General features: G+C 43.0%; 13 protein-coding genes. 7 read left to right on the top strand and 6 right to left on the bottom strand.

Annotation, left to right across the window (positions count from 1 at the left end):
• The first annotated feature begins 158 nt into the window (after nt 1-158).
• On the top strand, nt 159-596 hold the full coding sequence (locus tag GD631_RS13015; RefSeq protein WP_143257380.1) for a DUF6078 family protein: 438 nt from the start codon (nt 159-161) through the stop codon (nt 594-596).
• 161 nt (nt 597-757) lie between these two features.
• Nucleotides 758-883: a hypothetical protein gene (locus GD631_RS22285; RefSeq protein ID WP_255435829.1), complete on the top strand. Its 126-nt coding sequence runs from the start codon at nt 758-760 to the stop codon at nt 881-883.
• A 126-nt stretch (nt 884-1,009) separates the two neighbouring features.
• Here the strand turns inward: GD631_RS22285 and GD631_RS22350 are convergent, their stop codons facing one another.
• From GD631_RS22350 to GD631_RS12985, 6 genes are all read right to left on the bottom strand, one after another.
• Nucleotides 1,010-5,380 carry a GH92 family glycosyl hydrolase gene (locus GD631_RS22350; protein WP_143257379.1) on the bottom strand — a complete coding sequence of 1,457 codons (4,371 nt, stop codon included), beginning with the start codon at nt 5,378-5,380 and terminating at the stop codon, nt 1,010-1,012.
• A gap of 110 nt (nt 5,381-5,490) precedes the next feature.
• A complete protein-coding gene (locus GD631_RS13005; protein WP_143257378.1) occupies nt 5,491-7,191 on the bottom strand; it encodes a DUF4979 domain-containing protein in 1,701 nt (566 codons plus the stop codon).
• 31 nt (nt 7,192-7,222) lie between these two features.
• The gene (locus GD631_RS13000) at nt 7,223-9,037 is read right to left on the bottom strand and encodes a RagB/SusD family nutrient uptake outer membrane protein (protein WP_143257377.1); all 1,815 of its coding nucleotides are present in this window, start codon (nt 9,035-9,037) and stop codon (nt 7,223-7,225) included.
• Between the two features lie 12 nt (nt 9,038-9,049).
• The gene (locus GD631_RS12995; RefSeq protein ID WP_143257376.1) at nt 9,050-12,376 is read right to left on the bottom strand and encodes a TonB-dependent receptor; all 3,327 of its coding nucleotides are present in this window, start codon (nt 12,374-12,376) and stop codon (nt 9,050-9,052) included.
• A 158-nt stretch (nt 12,377-12,534) separates the two neighbouring features.
• Nucleotides 12,535-13,506 (bottom strand): FecR family protein, encoded by a 972-nt coding sequence (locus GD631_RS12990; protein WP_143257375.1) that lies wholly within the window; start codon nt 13,504-13,506, stop codon nt 12,535-12,537.
• Nucleotides 13,507-13,631: 125 nt separating this feature from the next.
• Nucleotides 13,632-14,180, bottom strand: coding sequence for an RNA polymerase sigma-70 factor (locus GD631_RS12985; RefSeq protein ID WP_143257374.1), 549 nt, complete (start codon nt 14,178-14,180; stop codon nt 13,632-13,634).
• 253 nt (nt 14,181-14,433) lie between these two features.
• Between GD631_RS12985 and GD631_RS12980 the strand changes: the two genes are divergently transcribed.
• The 5 genes from GD631_RS12980 (at nt 14,434) to GD631_RS12960 (ending at nt 17,134) form a co-directional block, all read left to right on the top strand.
• Nucleotides 14,434-14,715, top strand: coding sequence for a tetratricopeptide repeat protein (locus GD631_RS12980; protein ID WP_008021855.1), 282 nt, complete (start codon nt 14,434-14,436; stop codon nt 14,713-14,715).
• A 54-nt stretch (nt 14,716-14,769) separates the two neighbouring features.
• The gene (locus tag GD631_RS12975) at nt 14,770-14,997 is read left to right on the top strand and encodes a 4Fe-4S dicluster domain-containing protein (RefSeq protein ID WP_004297419.1); all 228 of its coding nucleotides are present in this window, start codon (nt 14,770-14,772) and stop codon (nt 14,995-14,997) included.
• Nucleotides 14,998-15,008: 11 nt separating this feature from the next.
• Complete coding sequence (locus GD631_RS12970; protein WP_143257373.1) at nt 15,009-16,088, top strand: 3-methyl-2-oxobutanoate dehydrogenase subunit VorB; 1,080 nt, start codon at nt 15,009-15,011, stop codon at nt 16,086-16,088.
• A gap of 95 nt (nt 16,089-16,183) precedes the next feature.
• Nucleotides 16,184-16,357: a hypothetical protein gene (locus GD631_RS12965; RefSeq protein WP_143257372.1), complete on the top strand. Its 174-nt coding sequence runs from the start codon at nt 16,184-16,186 to the stop codon at nt 16,355-16,357.
• Between the two features lie 12 nt (nt 16,358-16,369).
• Entirely contained in the window at nt 16,370-17,134 is a 765-nt protein-coding gene (locus tag GD631_RS12960) for a thiamine pyrophosphate-dependent enzyme (RefSeq protein ID WP_004297416.1), read from the top strand.

The raw sequence follows: 17,134 nt of genomic DNA, 5'->3' as shown, positions 1-17,134 counted from the left end.
TCACCCTTCACTTTCCTTATATTATCCTATCTATAAGCAGTTTATAGGTGAAGGGGGTTCCCTTCACCCATCCTTTCACGTTTTTTCTTTTTCAAATTGTACCTTTCCACAATAAAAGCACTACCTTTGTCAATCATGTATGTAATATACAATATAAAATGAACGACAATAAATTAAAAAACAAAACAGTCCCTTTCAACTACGCCCGCTGCTACAACGAGCAATGTCCGAAAAATAGCAATTGCCTGCGTCGGGTGGCTGCGCTTCTCACTACCACTGACACGTCCTACATCAGTATCGTAAACCCAATGTGTATTCCGGCCACCGGCATTGACTGTCCCCACTTCCAAAACGCAGAAAAGATACATGTGGCATGGGGTATCAGCCACCTGCTGGACAACGTACCTTATAAGGACGGAACAAACATCAAGCAACAACTGATCGGACATTTCGGAAAAACGCTTTACTATCGCTTTTATCGCGAAGAACGCTTCCTAAGCCCCGCAGATCAAAACTATATCCGCCAACTTTTTCGCCGGAAAGGTATCACCGAAGAACCGGTCTTTGACAGTTACACGGATGAGTATAATTGGTAAAGCTACGTTCTAACTAGTTTCCAGCCTACTGAAACTTTTTGTTTCAAGCGCTAGAAACTAAAAGTTTCATACGGTGAAACGATTCGTTTCATGCCTTGAAACAAACAGTTTCACTACGGGAAACTATTCGTTTCAAGGTATGAAACAAAAAATGGAACTAGTTGAAAACAAAAGAAGCCCTGATGAAAAGGCAGGTGAAGCTTAGGCCTTCACCCGCTATCACCGATGAACAAAGCGATGCAGAAGATGTTAAAGAGGTGAAGGATATGTCTCATAAAGATATTTAGCTGCTAATTTCAATAAATAAACTATATTTGTAAAACGATGAGTATGTTCTATTGTACACATGAATATCATATACTCCCCATCATACATCCGACCGATATATGTGCATGAGAGTTAATCAAAAACACTCAATATTTATCGGTCATCACAAAAACCAACTCCCCTCCCTTTATGATTTCCGAATGATGTATCCTGAAATTCTCAACGGGTTTGCCATTCCACGTTACCGACTTCACATACTTATTCTCATTCGACAATCCTTTTGCTTGCATCGTGAACGTTTTATCATTCGGTAATGAAATAGTAACTTCTTCCACCTGTGGTGCTCCCAATATATATTCTCCCCCAATCGGATTCACCGGATAGAACCCCATTGCAGAGAAGATATACCATGCTGACATTTGTCCGCAATCATCATTTCCGCACAATCCATCCGGTTTGGGGAGGTAAAAACGGTCAAAGATTTCACGAATGAGTTGCTGGGTTTTATAAGGTTGTCCGGCATAGTTATACAAATAAGCTACATGATGACTGGGTTCATTGCCATGTGCATATTGTCCGATAAGTCCGGTCACGTCTTGTGTGAACCCTGTATTTTCTGCGGATGATTCTAAAAAGAATAAAGAATCCAGTTTGTTAACGAACTTCTCTTTGCCTCCGAGTAAATCGATCAATCCTTCCACGTCATGTTGCACGTGCCAAGTATATTGCCAGGCGTTGCCTTCAGTATAGTCACCGCCAGAGGTCGCCGCATGAGATAATAGAAATGTATTAAAAGGTGTACGCCACTTTCCTTTCGAATCCTTTCCCCGCATCATAGTCGTAGAGGGATCCAGCAGATTCTTGTAGTAGGAAGCTCGGCGGGAGAAATAAGCATAATCTTTCTCTTTTCCTAAAGATTTCGCCATGCGGGCTACACAATAATCATCATAGGCGGACTCTAATGTACGAGAAACCGACTCTTTGGGGATGATGTCGAAAGGATAATATCCATAACGATCATAAACCTCCCAGTCCGAATGTTGATGGCTGACCGTAGAACTTCCACGGATAGCGGCATACGCCTCTTCCACATCAAATCCCCGGAAGCCTTTCAGATAGGCGTCCACGATGACAGGGATAGCATGATTGCCTATCATGCAATGTGCCTCTTTTCCCCACAATACCCAGATAGGAAGATAGCCCATCATGCGATAGTGTTCGAGCATACTCTGTATCATTCCGTCCACCCGCTCCGGGGAGAGAATGGTGTACAAGGGATGAGCTGCACGATAGGTGTCCCAAAGGGAAAGCGTGGAATAATAAGAGCCCGTCTTCGAGGTATACACTTTACCGTCAGCACCCCGATAACGTCCGTCTGTGTCCGCCATGTCGTTGGGCTGGATAAACAGGTGATAGAGCGAAGTATAGAAATTCTTTTTCTGTTCGTCGCCACCTGTCACCTTTACCCGATCAAACAAGTTGTTCCATTGTTGACGGGCCTCCATACGAATCTTGTCGAAGTCCCATCCCGGATTCTCTTTCGCTAATGCCGCTTTTGCGCCTTCCGGGCAAACGGAAGAGAGCGCTATTTTCACTTGCAGCGTATCACCTTCAGCAAGGTCGAAATCAAGAATAAGCCGTTTCGCCTTCTCCTCTACTGCCGATGAAAGCACTTCACGTACAACATACGGCTTGTCAAAAGAGATCACATAATAGTATTGTCGCTTTACCCAATTTTCTACCACTTGATGACCTGTGATGGTATGATTGTCGGGCATATCCATTTCAGCGGACAAGACATGCGTCTTCAGCCGTTCTTTATCCCAAACGATCCCGCTTTGGAGATCTACCAGTAAGCGGGCAGGAGCAGCGGAATGATAAACGTAACGATGAAAAGAGGTACGCTGTGTGGAGGTCAATTCCACATCCACAGAAGAATCCGTCAATCGGACGGCATAGTATCCGGGAGACGCCTTTTCAGATTTTTTATCAAACTTGCTTCTATAGACTCCGTCCTTCACTTCTCCACTGAAAGGCAATAGAAGAACGTCTCCTAGATCGGGACACCCCGTCCCACTCAAATGCGTCTGGGCGAAACCGATAAGTGAATCATCCGCAAAATTATATCCGCTACAATACTTCCATTCGTCATTGCCCGTTTCAGGGCTTACTTGAATGAAACCGAAAGGTATGCAAGCTCCGGGAAAGGTATGTCCGTTGTCGGAGGTACCAACGAATGGATCAGCATATCGAATATAATCATCATCCATGTCCGTCCGGAAGAACAATGTTCCATAGCCGGGACCATCACACCATTTGGAAGCTCCCTCTACTGACATCTTGGAGAGAACCCGGCGAGTATACGGCATATCCAATCCCTTGCGAGTGACGTAATGATTATATACGATCTCATAGATAGGCCGAAACACTCCCCGTAATTTGTCCGAGATAGTTTGCCAGTTACAATATCGGCCCGAAATATCAGTCCACGTAGTAAAGGGAACCGATTCTCCCAAGTTATATTTCGCTGTATATTCGTAACCGATTAACAGACGGTTGTCAAGAGCGGCGTACATCTTCTCATTCCCCTGGTTATAAGCGGTTTCGCAGACTTCCGCCAAATTACCCAAGCCGAACATCACGTGGTCTTGGTCGCGACCGCTCTCCTGACACTGTCCGTTCTCGCCAATATAATTCTTAATCGTTCCGTTGTCGTGCCCATTGTAATAGAAGTGAACAGCCTGATTGTAGAGAGCTTCATCTTCGAGAAAAATGCCGAAGGCCATGTATGCTTTGGTAGCAGCAGCCCCCCAGTTGCCGTTTGTATATGGTTTTGCCTTGAAGAAAGTGTCCAATACAGGAATGAATACCGTTCGCAACATCTTCTCCCAACCGGCAATCTCCGCCGGAGTGACTTTGGAATAAGTATGTTTAATTAGTTCTGCCGCGTTCGCCAACATACTGCCTTGTAGAGAAGCGCATAGTGGGTCGTCATTGTCATTCGGACCTATCAGTTTCAGCATGGCGCTATAAGCATTCAATATCTCTATCGACTTGCGGGCGTGGGCTTCATCTCCGGTGAGAGTCCACATCAAGGCATTGAGATAAGCTGCCTTATGATCGTCTTCGCTAGGGCGTTTGGTATGTTTGTTCACTCCCAAGCGAGCTATTACTTCAAAAGGGCCTTGCATCTGATAAGTGGACGAAGCACAAGAATCAGCTTCGAGCAATCGGTAAGAACTGTAAGCCGGCTCTATCCGATGATCTACGTAATATTTCATCCTCTCCAGACTCTCTTTCGTATGGAGAATACCCGGATGCATGAACTTGTTCGCTTCGGACAAAGATTGCCCGACACGTATCTTCTTCCATCTCATGAGCGCTTCAATGTAATAATAATCAGCATAGATAATAGAGGCATTTATCTCATCGTCGGCTGGATAGTGTCCGGTAGAGTGCAGCAAGAGAGCAGGATTCTTATCACGGCTCTGATACTTCTTCGTAGAAAGGTTGCGGAGTATCTTCTCCGCCAATTTATAATACTTGTCTGCCCGCTCCTTATCGTCTTCCAACGTCGACAGTTCCAACAAAGCTGAAGCGACAACAGCCGCTGCCGAAGCATCTCTGGGAGCAGCTGGGATATCGGGAGCATCGAAGTCCCAATAAGGAATCAAGTCGGCAGGCAGGCGACGGATGTAAAGGTCTACCACTTTTTCGGCAAAGCGAAGATATTCTTTGTCACGTGTTTCACGATAGACCATCGTATATCCGTAGACAGCCCATGCCTGTCCGCGCGCCCACATCGAAGCATCACTATATCCTTGATGAGTGATTCTTTTGATGAGTTTTCCGGAAATGGTATCATAGATAGCTACATGGTAACAAGAACCGTCTGCACGGAAATGGTTAGCTTTCGTCACACGAGCATGAGACAAAGCGATATCATAGAGTCTCTTCCCTCCTCCATTCTTGGCAGCCCAGAAAAGAAGTTCCAGATTCATCATGTTGTCGATAATCGTGTTATGAGGCCAATTGCTTTCTTTCACTTTCCAAGGCCACGATAAGAGGGTACCTACACGGGGATTGTAAAGTTTCGCCAGTTCGTCCGCACTTTTCAGCAGGATATCTTTGTAGTAGTTATCTTTCGTAAGACGATAAGCATGACCGTAGCTACAAAACATTTGAAATCCCATATCGTGACTGGTAACTTTGCTCGACAGAGACTCCAGCAATTTCGTAAAATGAACAGCTTTTTCCTTTATTTCCGGCTCATGGCTGTATTCGTAATCATACCACAGAACTCCCGGAAAGAATCCGCTTGTCCAGTCGTGGGGAGTCACCATATCCCACGATGACTTACCGGCTTCAATGGCTCTCGGAAGTTTCGAAGAAGTTCCTACCGCTTTCAATGTTTTATATATCTGCCGATTACAATAAGCCAGTTCTTTTTCTTGAGCACCGGCTATACAGATAACGCATAAACTTATCCATAAAGAGAGTATTCTTTTCTTTATCATTTACCTATATTTTAATGGTGTGTATATAACAAGAGGGTGTATCGAAAGCCTACAGTAACTCAAGACACACCCTCCCTTTATCCTCTTTTTACCTTATAATTGGAAGGTGATTAGTTTTCTTCCAGATATTTAATCAGTTCCGCTTCGTTCCTAAAGGATTTCATCCATTTAACGGTATAAGGCGATACGCCGTCCGGATATTCTAGATCAGCAATCTTCAACTTGAGAGACATATTGAATGATTGATCCGTAGGTATCGGCTTACCTAACGTGTAACTTGCTCCCGTCACCAAATCCCAGTAATAAACGGTACCATACTCCTTCTCAACGGTAGAATAAGTGCCATGTCCGTGCTGGTTACCTTTATCATTTATTAAAGATCCATATTCGGGAGAGTCAAACGTTATCGCTTTCTTCGCCGGAAGACCTTCTATAACTACCGCTACAATAGGGTAATTACCTACGTGGAAGGTTGACTTTCTCTCTATATCACCTCGGTATTTCCCATTACCTTGTAAAGAAGGCGTCACAACCAAATTATCTCCGTCTACTGCAGTTGTTGCGTTAGCCGTAGCGATCTTCCATTCGTTTCCTTTCGCATCAATAGCTCCTTCGCTCGGTGGCATACCCGATTCCGTACGGAATAGTAGTGTGCCATATCCCGGATGGTCACACCACATAGCATCCCCTTCCGGAGAGATTCTCGAGATAACCTGCTGCGTATATGGCATTTCCAGCCCTTTGCGAGTTACGTAATGATTGTAAGCAATCTCAAATACCGGTCGGAATTTTCCTCTATCGTCATCAGAGATATTATTCCATCTCACTCCCGTCACATCCGTGAAAGGTTCAAAAGGCACATCATGTCCGAGATTATACTTAGCTGTATACTCATACCCTTTCATAAGTCTGTTTTCCGATGCGCTCCAAAGCGTCTCGTTGCCCTGATTATAAGCGATTTCGCAGGCTTCTGCCAGATGTCCTATCCCCAGCATCGTGTGGTTCTGATCACGTCCGCTTTCCTGACACTGTCCACTCTCCATAATATAGTTCGTCAAACTTCCGTTGTCGTGCCCCTCATAGAAAAACGTCACCGCTTCGTTATAGAAACTTTCGTCATCCAAAAAGATACCGAACGCTATAAAAGCCTTGATAGCAGCGGTTCCCCAGTTGCCGTTCGCATAAGGAGATTTGGCAAAGAAGTTTCTCAATACCGGAATAAATACGTTGCGGAACATATTCTCCCAAGATTTGACATCCGTATCCGATACCGAAGGATAAGTATGTCTCATCAGTTCAGCGGCATTAGCAAGAAGAAATCCCTGCAAAGCAGCACACAGGGGAGCGTCATTATCACTCATATCTATCTCACGCAATGTGCCGGCATAAGCGTTCAATATCTCAATCGACTTTTGGGCGTGCGCCGGATTCTGGGTAATACACCACATGATAGCGTTCAGATAAGCAGCTTCGTGATCTTCTTCGCTCGGAGTCTTGGTCGACGAAGTGTTCTGTCCGAAACGTGAAATAACCGTAAAAGGACCTTGAATCTTATAAGAAGATAAAGACAAAGGACTCTGCTGCAACAGTCTGTAACAATCTATAGCAGGAGAAACATTACCATTCACAAAGTTCTGCATTCGGGTAATGGAAGCTGTCGTGTGTAGAATACCGGGATGAACGAACTCCATAGAAGGCCCCACTTCCGTATAGTTGGGATTCGGATTGGGCGGCGGAGGCGTATTATCTTCCTGACACGAAACAAACGTAAACAACAAGCATAATATCGGTAGTATATATTTCATTTTCATATGAATATCATTTTAAAGGTTCAACATTCGATTACCAACCCGGATTGTTACCCAATTCGTGACCATTGGACAAAGAGTTCAGCCACTGCAAAGGAATCGGACGCAATTTAAACTTACTCTCAAATGACTCTTGTGTCAAAGTAGTCTTAATTGTCCCACCATAAATATTGGATACATCCCAGTTATACTTCAATACACGTTCAGCCAATTTGCCGGTGCGTTGCAAGTCATTCCAACGTGATCCTTCACCAAGGAGTTCTTTGGCCCTTTCATCCAAAATATTATCTATCGTGACATTGGAATAACGAGAAAGCCCACTCTGCGGAGAATGTTTTTCAGCACGGGAAACAACGTAGTTAATATATTTTTCGGCGTTGGGCTGGTCGTTATTCATCACTGCCGCTTCCGCCGCAATCAGACAAGTTTCCGCCAAACGGAAGAGATAGATATCACGCGTTCCCGAACCGAATTCGTCTTCTCTATACTCCGCATTTCCATCTTTGAACTTCCAGATAGGAAGACAGGTACGAGAAGTTGCGTTCGTTGTCTGATAAGCGTGTTTGTAGTAATCATCATTCGCCCAATTTGTATCATCCCCCATCGGGTAGTTGAATACTTTGTATCTCACTGCATTCTTGTCCGTTTCAGCCCAATACTTATATTCAGGATCGGTAGGTACGGGGAAATAGATAATCTTATCGCCTTTGGCGAACACTCCATCTACAGGAGTAGTACACTGAAACCAGTTCTTGCCTGCATCCTTTCCATCTGTGGAACTGCTCGCATTACCATTCAAAGGACTCATAAAGGTCACAGAAGGACGTCTGTCTTTCTGCCAGTCATACATCATATAAGCAAATTTAGTAGGAATCGCCTCCACGTGCATACTCGCATTACCATAATAACTGTCTTTGCCCAATCCCAGCCATCCGCCAATAGCATAAGGCATCATATACCATTGATTCCAGATATTGGTGTTGTAGTTAGCTCCGTCAGCAAAACCAATAGGGAAAATAATTTCATCGTTTATCTCATTCGACTGACGATGTACCATCGCATAGTCGTCCAGCAACTTATGTCCGGAATTAAGATACACATCTTCAGCATCCTTGAATGCGTTTTCAAAATCTTTCGGATCGGCATACTCTTCATAACCACGTGTCAGATAAGCCAACGCACGGATATGCTTCGCAGCGGCTTTGGACATGCGTCCGTAATTGGAACCCATTTGACGCCAAGGAAGAACACTAATAGCTTCTTCCAAATCTGTAAAAATCTGCTGGTAGAAAGCGGAGCCATTCGAATACTCGACAGTATAGCTCGGCTCTTTAGACTCGTTAATTTTCAACGGTCCCTGTCCCCAGTTCCTCACAATCTCAAACAAATACCAGGCTCTCAACGCTTTGGCTTCAGCCACAAGCTGCGCCAAAGCACTGGGTTCTATTCCATCAGGGTCGTCTGTCTTCAAAATGACACTTTTCGAACGATCGATAGCAGCATTTACATTATTCAACGCATTGAAATAAGAACTCCACATCGCATAAATCGTACCGTTATTTGACTGATAAGTAGTGGTATACTGATTCATTGCCGCTACTTCCGTCGGATAATTCTGTGTGAAGATATCCGTACCTTGTTGTGTAAATATCTGATAATTAGTAGTATTATAGATATTTTTCAAGTTTGAATAGCAACCTACAATCAGACTCTCATATCCACCCTTTGTCTGATAGTATTTGTCCGCTGACTGACTGGAATGGTTCACTTCGTCCAGAAAATCAGAACAAGCAGTCATTCCAAAAGTGAATAACAGAAGCGTATACTTCAAATATCTTTTGTTTATCATAGATCTGTTTTTTTAAAATGAAATATTAACACCAAGTAAAGCATTCATAGTCATACCGTCCGTATCTCCGATGTTGGTAAGATCGGGCTGTTCGGGGTCGAGCCCTCTGAACTTCGTAAGAATGAAAGGATTCTGTACAGTCACATAAATGCGGGCGTTATCCAATCCCCATTTTGACATCAGTCTCTTGTTCAAAGTATATCCCAGCGTGATATAGGAAACTTTCAGAAAGTCTGTTCTTTCATAAGCGATATTACCTCTGGACCCCATCTGTGAGGGGCGTCCCATAGTATTCGAAGGATTCTCCGGCGTCCAGTAATTAGTTCGCAGATTGTTGAAGTTCTGGCTGTTCCATTCTAATGCGAAGTTCTCAAAGAATCGGTCGTACTGTGTAGCTCCCGCTTGGAAATACATGTGGAATGAAAAGTCGAAATCATAGATTTTGAACATATTTGTCATACCTCCTGTCCAGTCCGGTGTTCTCTTACCGTCGATGATATAGTCATCGTCCGTCAGCTTGCCGTCATTGTTATAGTCTTTAATCTTGAAGTTACCTGGTACACAACCGTATTTTGCAGCCTCTTCTTCTTCTCCCAACTGCCATACGCCAATTGTATTCTGAGTCCAGTTCGTATCTACTGGCTTACCTATGAAACGCTTGTCAGAATAGCGTCCTCTCATGCCTTTCAGATGAATGGAATAATTGCTAAGATCTTCTTCGTCAGCCAGACTTACGATTTCATTTTTGTTATAAGCCAGGTTGATGGTCGTATTCCAGGCAAAGTTCTTGGTTACGATATTCGCGGTATTCAATTGCAACTCAAATCCACTGTTTCTTACGGAACCTACATTCGAAGTAACCGATGAATAACCCAAATGAACAGGAATATTGCGTTTCATCAACAGGTCATTGGTAGTACGATTGTAGTACTCAATGTTACCCGAAATTCGTTGGTCTAAGAAACCGAAATCAAGACCTACGTTATATTCCGAGGTACGCTCCCAAGTCAGCATCGGATTGGCAATGTTGGCAGGAAGATTTCCTACGGAAGTAGATGTTCCGAACGGATAATATACAGACCCCGAAATGTTACCTTCGGATGCATAAGGAGACACGGAGTTGGTATTGCCCGCCTGACCATAACTGAAACGCAGTTTCAGGTTGGACAACCAATCCAGATTCTTGGCAAAGTCTTCTTCAGTGATTCTCCACGCAATAGCCGCGGAAGGGAAAAGCGCCCATTTATTTCCTTCGGACAAACGTGAAGAACCATCGTAACGCAAGCTGGCTGTAAGCAAGTATCTATCCATCAGCCCATAGTTAATTCTACCTACATAAGACATCATCGTCCACTGGCTGAAATTGGAGGTCAAGCTCTCGATAGCCCCTCCATTCAGGTTATACCAAAGTGAATTGAAAGACAAGTCCTTGCTTGCACCATACAATCTGTCGTACTGATACTTCTGAGCGGAGAACACTCCGGTCGCAGTAATAGAATGAACGGACTTCTTCCAAGTATAGTTCACAATGTTATCCCAAATCCAACTCAATGAATTATCTTTCGTCGCATTCGCCTTAGCACCTTTGGCAGTTCCCTGCTGTGCCTTTGTCCACACTCCTATATAATCCCCCATGGAAGTCTGTGTAAAATAGGGAGAAAATGAAGAAGTAAGCTCTAAATTTTCAATAGGTGTTATTTTAAGATAAATATTACTTTGCAGATTGAGGCTCTTCACTTGAGAACGCTGATTTTGAGAAGTAACCAACGGATTGAAAAGATTATTGCCGGAATATTTCCATATTTCTTCACCTGTCACCAAGCTATTCGGATGTTGAGTAGGACGCATACGGAACACATCACGCAACAAGTCCCAGTTACCTTTTTCACGAATACTGTGAACCGCATACATACTTCCTCCAAAAGAAACATGCTTATTAATAGTGATATCTATTACCGAACGCAAGTTGTAGCGTGTATATTCTTGCGGCTGAATCATACCATCTTCGAAATAATAGCCGCCAGAGAAACCGTATTTCACAGCTTCCGTACCACCAATTGCCGATAAGCTATGGTTTGTCATAAAAGCGGGACTGGACACAGCATCCAACCAATCGAAATATTTACCTTCTTTCACCGCCTGCAATTCGGACGGGTCGGTAAAAATTTGTTCGTCTCTCTTATAAATATAATTGGGAGCTCCGCCACGGGTAGCCTCTCTCGCCAACTGCACATATTCGTCACCGGACATCATGTCGGGCAAGTTTGTATAAGATCTCACACCAACATAACCGTTATAGGAAATTTTCGGCTTACCAGTCTGTCCTCTTTTGGTTGTTACGATGATTACACCGTTTGCACCACTGGAACCATAGATAGCTGTTGCCGAAGCATCCTTCAGAACATCAATCTTTTCAATATCGTCCGGATTGACGAAATCCAGATTACCGCCGGGAACTCCGTCAATGACAATCAAAGGAGACGAAGAGGCAGTGATAGAGTTGATACCACGAATCTTTATATCATACCCTCCACCCGGTTTGTTATTCGAACGTGTGATAGTCACACCGGACAACTCTCCTTGTAACGCACCTGCGGAATTCGTTTTTCCACCTCTAAGCAGAGTTGTATTGGAGACAGAAGCGACAGAACCAGTCAGGTCGGACTTCTTCACAGAGCCGTAACCGACTACCACTACTTCGTTCAATGATTTCGCATCTTCACGCAATACAACATTCAGAAAGTTTTGAGCAGATATTTTTATTTTTTGTGTCGTATAACCAAGATATGAGATTTCAACCTCATCCCCAGCTACTACTTCCAATGAGAAATTACCGTTCATGTCCGTTATCACTCCCTTTTTTGTTCGGGGAACGATCACATTAGCCCCCACCACAGGAAGGTCTGCTTCATCTTTTACGATACCTGTTATCTTCTTTTCCGAACCGCTTGCGCGTCCGTCTTTGTTTGTAGAAGAGACGTTGGGCTTTTTAGCTAGAATAATATGACGTCCTTTAATGGTATATGACAAGTTGGTTTTACTTGCAACCGCATCCAGAACATCTTTCAAGGAACTGTTAGTTTGATTAATTGTGATTCGTTGTTGCTTGTTGATTTCGTCCGAATCATAGAAAAACAAATAGTTGGTCTGCTTTTCTACCATTCGTAACACAGTCTCGAGTTTTTCATTTTTTACTGATATCGATATTTTCTTTTCCTGCGCATACACGTTACCAACTATGCCCTGCAGAATAAATAACAACAAAACAGCAAAGGTTATTTTTGTATTTTTTATGCTTCTTTTTAGGGCAAACCCATAGACAATAGGCTGTTTATTCATACATTTGTAAGTTTTAAGATTAAATACTATTCCGTTCGAAGGAAGTTTAATTTAGGAGATGTGTGCATCTCTCGGAGAGAAGAGGATTCGCCAAAATCTTCTTCTCTTTTTTTAAGGCTAACTACTGTTCATAATAATGTTTTATTAGATTATACGGCTCAATTAATTGTCACTTGCCGATTATTAATACTGTATCGAATAGGGATTGAAATATTAATTATGTCCAAAATGTCTTTGATGCTTTGCCCCCGATAGAAAGTTCCGGTAAACCGGCGTTCTTTCAACTTATCAGACTGTATCCGGAAACTGACACCGTAAATATTTCCCAATCGGGCTAATATACCTTCCAAATTCTCTTCATGGAAATAGTAATAACCAGAAATCCATGAGGTGTAAAGAGCAGCATCTACCTGAGCCACTTTATAAGTACCTTTGTTTTTGTGATATATATATTGTTGATTCGGAGTTAAAACGGTCGAAGTGTTTGCCTTCTCACTAACCAAGCGAATGGAGCCCTCCAATAATGTGGTAGTTACCACGGAATCAGACGGATAAGCATCGACATTAAATTTCGTCCCTAAAGCTTCTATTTCCTGCCCGTTCACAACCACGATAAAAGGCTTGTCTTTCTGCTTAGCTACATTAAAGAAGGCTTCTCCTTCCAGATAAACAACACGCTTTTCCTTTCCATATTGCGGATCATAGCGGAAATTAGTCTGACTTCCCATACTGATTTCGGTGCCATCGGGCAAAACTACTTTATCGGCTACAATTCCATCGCCACCAACATATCGGGCAACAGATGCGGAAGAAGTATCACCCAACAACCAAAAGAGGACGGAAGTAAAAGCGACAGCTATCACCGCCACCGCTGCATAGGCCTGAACCTTCCGAAAGAGCGTGTATATTTTCCTGGAAGCCTGTTTCTTTTCCAGTAAACGCTGCCAACTCTTATCCATATCGATATCACTTCCTTTAGACAAGCAAGCGTCATAGACCATCTTTGCCTCAAAAAAGATATTTTTATTTTCAGGCGTTTCATTCACCCAATCATAAAACTGATTGATTTCTTTCTCATTCAATGAGCCTTTCAAAAATCCTATTATTAAATCTGAAGTCATGCTTTCCATATATAAATAGATACTATTTTCCTGTTTTTATATATGTAACGAGCAATCAGCTGGAATTACTCACCGGCTTCTTTATTTTTTTTATTTTATTTTCCGAGACTGCGAAGAGTAGAAATAAATCAGCACTAAACGAACATGAATAAATAGACGAAAGCAGTCTGAAGCTCTTTCCGTAAGAAAAGTAATGTTCTGTATAATTGGTTTTCCACTGTCCGGGTGGATAAGTTTAATCTCTCGGCAATTTCCGCTGCTTTAAGTCCTTCCATATAAGATAACAGGAAAATTTCACGTCTCTTTTCGGACAGTTCATTTATTTTTGCCATCACATGTGCCATTAAGTCTTTCCTCATAAACAATTCATCAGCACCGTCATAAAAACTCAACTCATCTAATTTGAGCTGGATAGCACGTTTGTCGGCAAACTCCTGTTCCAAACTAATACGACGCAAATGATCTATACAAGCATTTCGAACGGCAACAAACAATATATTTTTAACCTCTGAATCTGATAACAGGAATACTTGTTTATCCCATATTCTAAGAAATACATCATGGACAATATCTTCCGCAAAGAAAGGAGAAATAAACTTCCCGGCAAAACGCAACAACATAGGTGCATATTGCATATATAGTTTCTGATAATTGCTTATATCATTCACATGTTCATCTTTCATTTTAGTATCCTACAAGGCCAAAGTCTATTAATAATCCATTATCAGAGAAAACAGAATTCATCTTATTGTTGGCGACAAAAATAGATATATTCTCGTTATAAACAAAAAGATGGGAATCGTTTTTCCTCCACCCTGACTATATATTCATAGAATATGCAATAAACTCAAAACGATGTAAATTTCCGTCTTCATTTGCCCTGTTTACATAAATAAAAACTATCTTTGCGTTTCAGAATCCCGAAAGACGAAAGAAATGGAGCAAATAGACAACCTAAAAGAGCTTATCAATCAGGGGGATGTGGACACAGCGATTAAGCAATTGGACCAGCTTCTCCAGGACAGTTCTGTCGAAAAAGAGAAAGATACTCTTTACTATTTACGGGGAAATGCCTACCGAAAAAAAGGAGATTGGAAGCGGGCACTGGACAACTACCAGTATGCCATCGAGCTCAATCCGGACAGCCCTGCCGTTCAGGCCAGGAAGATGGCAATAGATATCCTCAACTTCTACCACAAGGATATGTTCAATCAATAAAAGAGATGTATAATCAATAACCGTACTCAAAGATAACGTAATAAAATAAAGATTATGGCAAAAATCAAAGGAGCAATCGTAGTCGACACGGAGCGTTGCAAAGGATGCAACCTGTGTGTAGTGGCGTGTCCGCTCGATGTAATCGCCCTCAATAAAGAGGTAAACATGAAAGGCTATAACTATGCCTGGCAAGTGAAGGAAGATACCTGTAACGGATGTAGCTCGTGTGCAACGGTTTGTCCGGACGGATGTATTTCAGTGTATAAAGTAAAAGTAGAATAAAAGAAAAGAATATGGCAGAAGAAGTTGTATTAATGAAAGGAAACGAAGCCATCGCCCACGCAGCTATCCGTTGCGGTGCCGACGGATACTTCGGTTATCCTATTACTCCCCAATCGGAAGTGTTGGAAACGCTTGCTGAACTGAAACCGTGGGAAACAACCGGCATGGTAGTACTCCAGGCGGAAAGTGAAGTGGCAGCTATCAATATGGTATACGGAGGTGCAGGTAGCGGAAAGAAGGTAATGACCTCATCTTCAAGTCCTGGTGTGAGCTTGAAACAGGAAGGTATCTCATACATCGCCGGTGCCGAACTTCCTTGTCTGATTGTGAATGTAATGCGTGGAGGTCCCGGACTGGGAACTATCCAACCTAGCCAGGCCGACTACTTCCAGACGGTAAAAGGCGGCGGTCATGGCGACTACAAACTGATTGCCCTTGCTCCGGCATCCGTACAGGAAATGGCAGATTTCGTAGCGTTAGGATTCGAACTGGCTTTCAAATACCGTAATCCGGCTATTATCCTTGCCGATGGTGTGATTGGACAGATGATGGAAAAGGTTGTTCTTCCTGCACAGAAGCCACGCCGCACGGAAGCAGAAGTGATCGAACAATGCCCATGGGCTGCTACCGGAAAGGCAAAAGACCGTAAACCGAATATTATCACTTCTCTCGAATTGAAACCGGAAGCAATGGAAATAAACAACCTCCGCTTCCAGAAGAAATACCGTGAAATTGAAGAAAACGAAGTACGTTTTGAGGAGATCAATTGCGAAGATGCAGAATATCTGATTATCGCATTCGGCTCAATGGCACGTATCGGTCAGAAAGCAATGGAGCTGGCTCGTGAAAAAGGTATCAAGGTAGGAATCCTTCGCCCGATTACATTATGGCCGTTCCCGACAAAAGCGATTGCTGCTTATGCCGATAAAGTAAAGGGTATGCTTGTTACCGAACTGAATGCCGGACAGATGATTGAAGATGTGCGCCTGGCTGTGAACGGTAAAATAAAGGTAGAACATTTCGGACGTCTCGGTGGCATTGTTCCCGATCCGGATGAGATTGTAACTGCTCTGGAAGAAAAAATAATGTAATTAGACAATTTACGATTTACGATTCAAGTAACGATGGTAAGTCGCAAAGCAATCTCAATCACAAATCGTAAATTTTAATAATAGTAAATAGAACGATGAATCCCGATAAAATAAGAAACATACTGAATATCCTCTTTATGATTCTGGCTGTTGCAGCCATCATCACCTATTTTGTGGCAAAAGAAGATTTCAAAGTATTTATCTACGTATGCGGCGCGGCAATCTTTGTCAAGCTGATGGAGTTTTTTATACGGTTCACCAACAGATAAGGAGATGAAGTTATGACTAAAGAAGAAATAATCAAACCCGAGAATCTGGTTTACAAAAAACCGACTCTGATGAACGATAACGCCATGCACTACTGCCCGGGTTGCAGTCACGGTGTGGTACACAAACTCATTGCCGAAGTCATTGAGGAAATGGGTATGGAAGATAAAACTGTAGGAATCTCTCCGGTGGGATGTGCAGTGTTTGCCTACAACTATCTCGATATTGACTGGCAGGAAGCAGCACACGGACGTGCGCCTGCTGTGGCAACTGCTGTAAAACGCCTGTGGCCGGACCGTCTTGTTTTCACTTATCAGGGCGACGGTGACTTGGCTTGTATCGGTACAGCCGAAACAATCCACGCTTTGAACCGTGGTGAGAATATCACGATTATCTTTATCAATAATGCGATCTACGGTATGACAGGTGGCCAGATGGCTCCGACTACACTGGTAGGCATGAAGAGCTCGACTTGTCCTTACGGACGTGATGTTGAACTTCACGGCTATCCATTGAAGATTACTGAAATCGCAGCTCAACTGGAAGGGACAGCTTACGTAACCCGTCAGTCCGTACAATCCGTACCGGCTATCCGTAAGGCTAAGAAGGCAATCCGCAAAGCTTTTGAGAACTCCATGAACGGTAAAGGTTCCAACCTGGTAGAAATCGTTTCCACTTGTAGTTCAGGCTGGAAGATGACTCCGGAGAAGGCTAACAAATGGATGGAAGAACACATGTTCCCATTCTATCCGCTGGGTGATTTAAAAGATAAAGAATAA

This window comes from Bacteroides luhongzhouii, from assembly GCF_009193295.2.
Taxonomy (GTDB): Bacteria; Bacteroidota; Bacteroidia; order Bacteroidales; family Bacteroidaceae; genus Bacteroides; species Bacteroides luhongzhouii.
The sequence above is the reverse complement of the archived record's forward strand: the minus strand, read 5'-3'. Positions and strand labels throughout refer to the sequence as shown.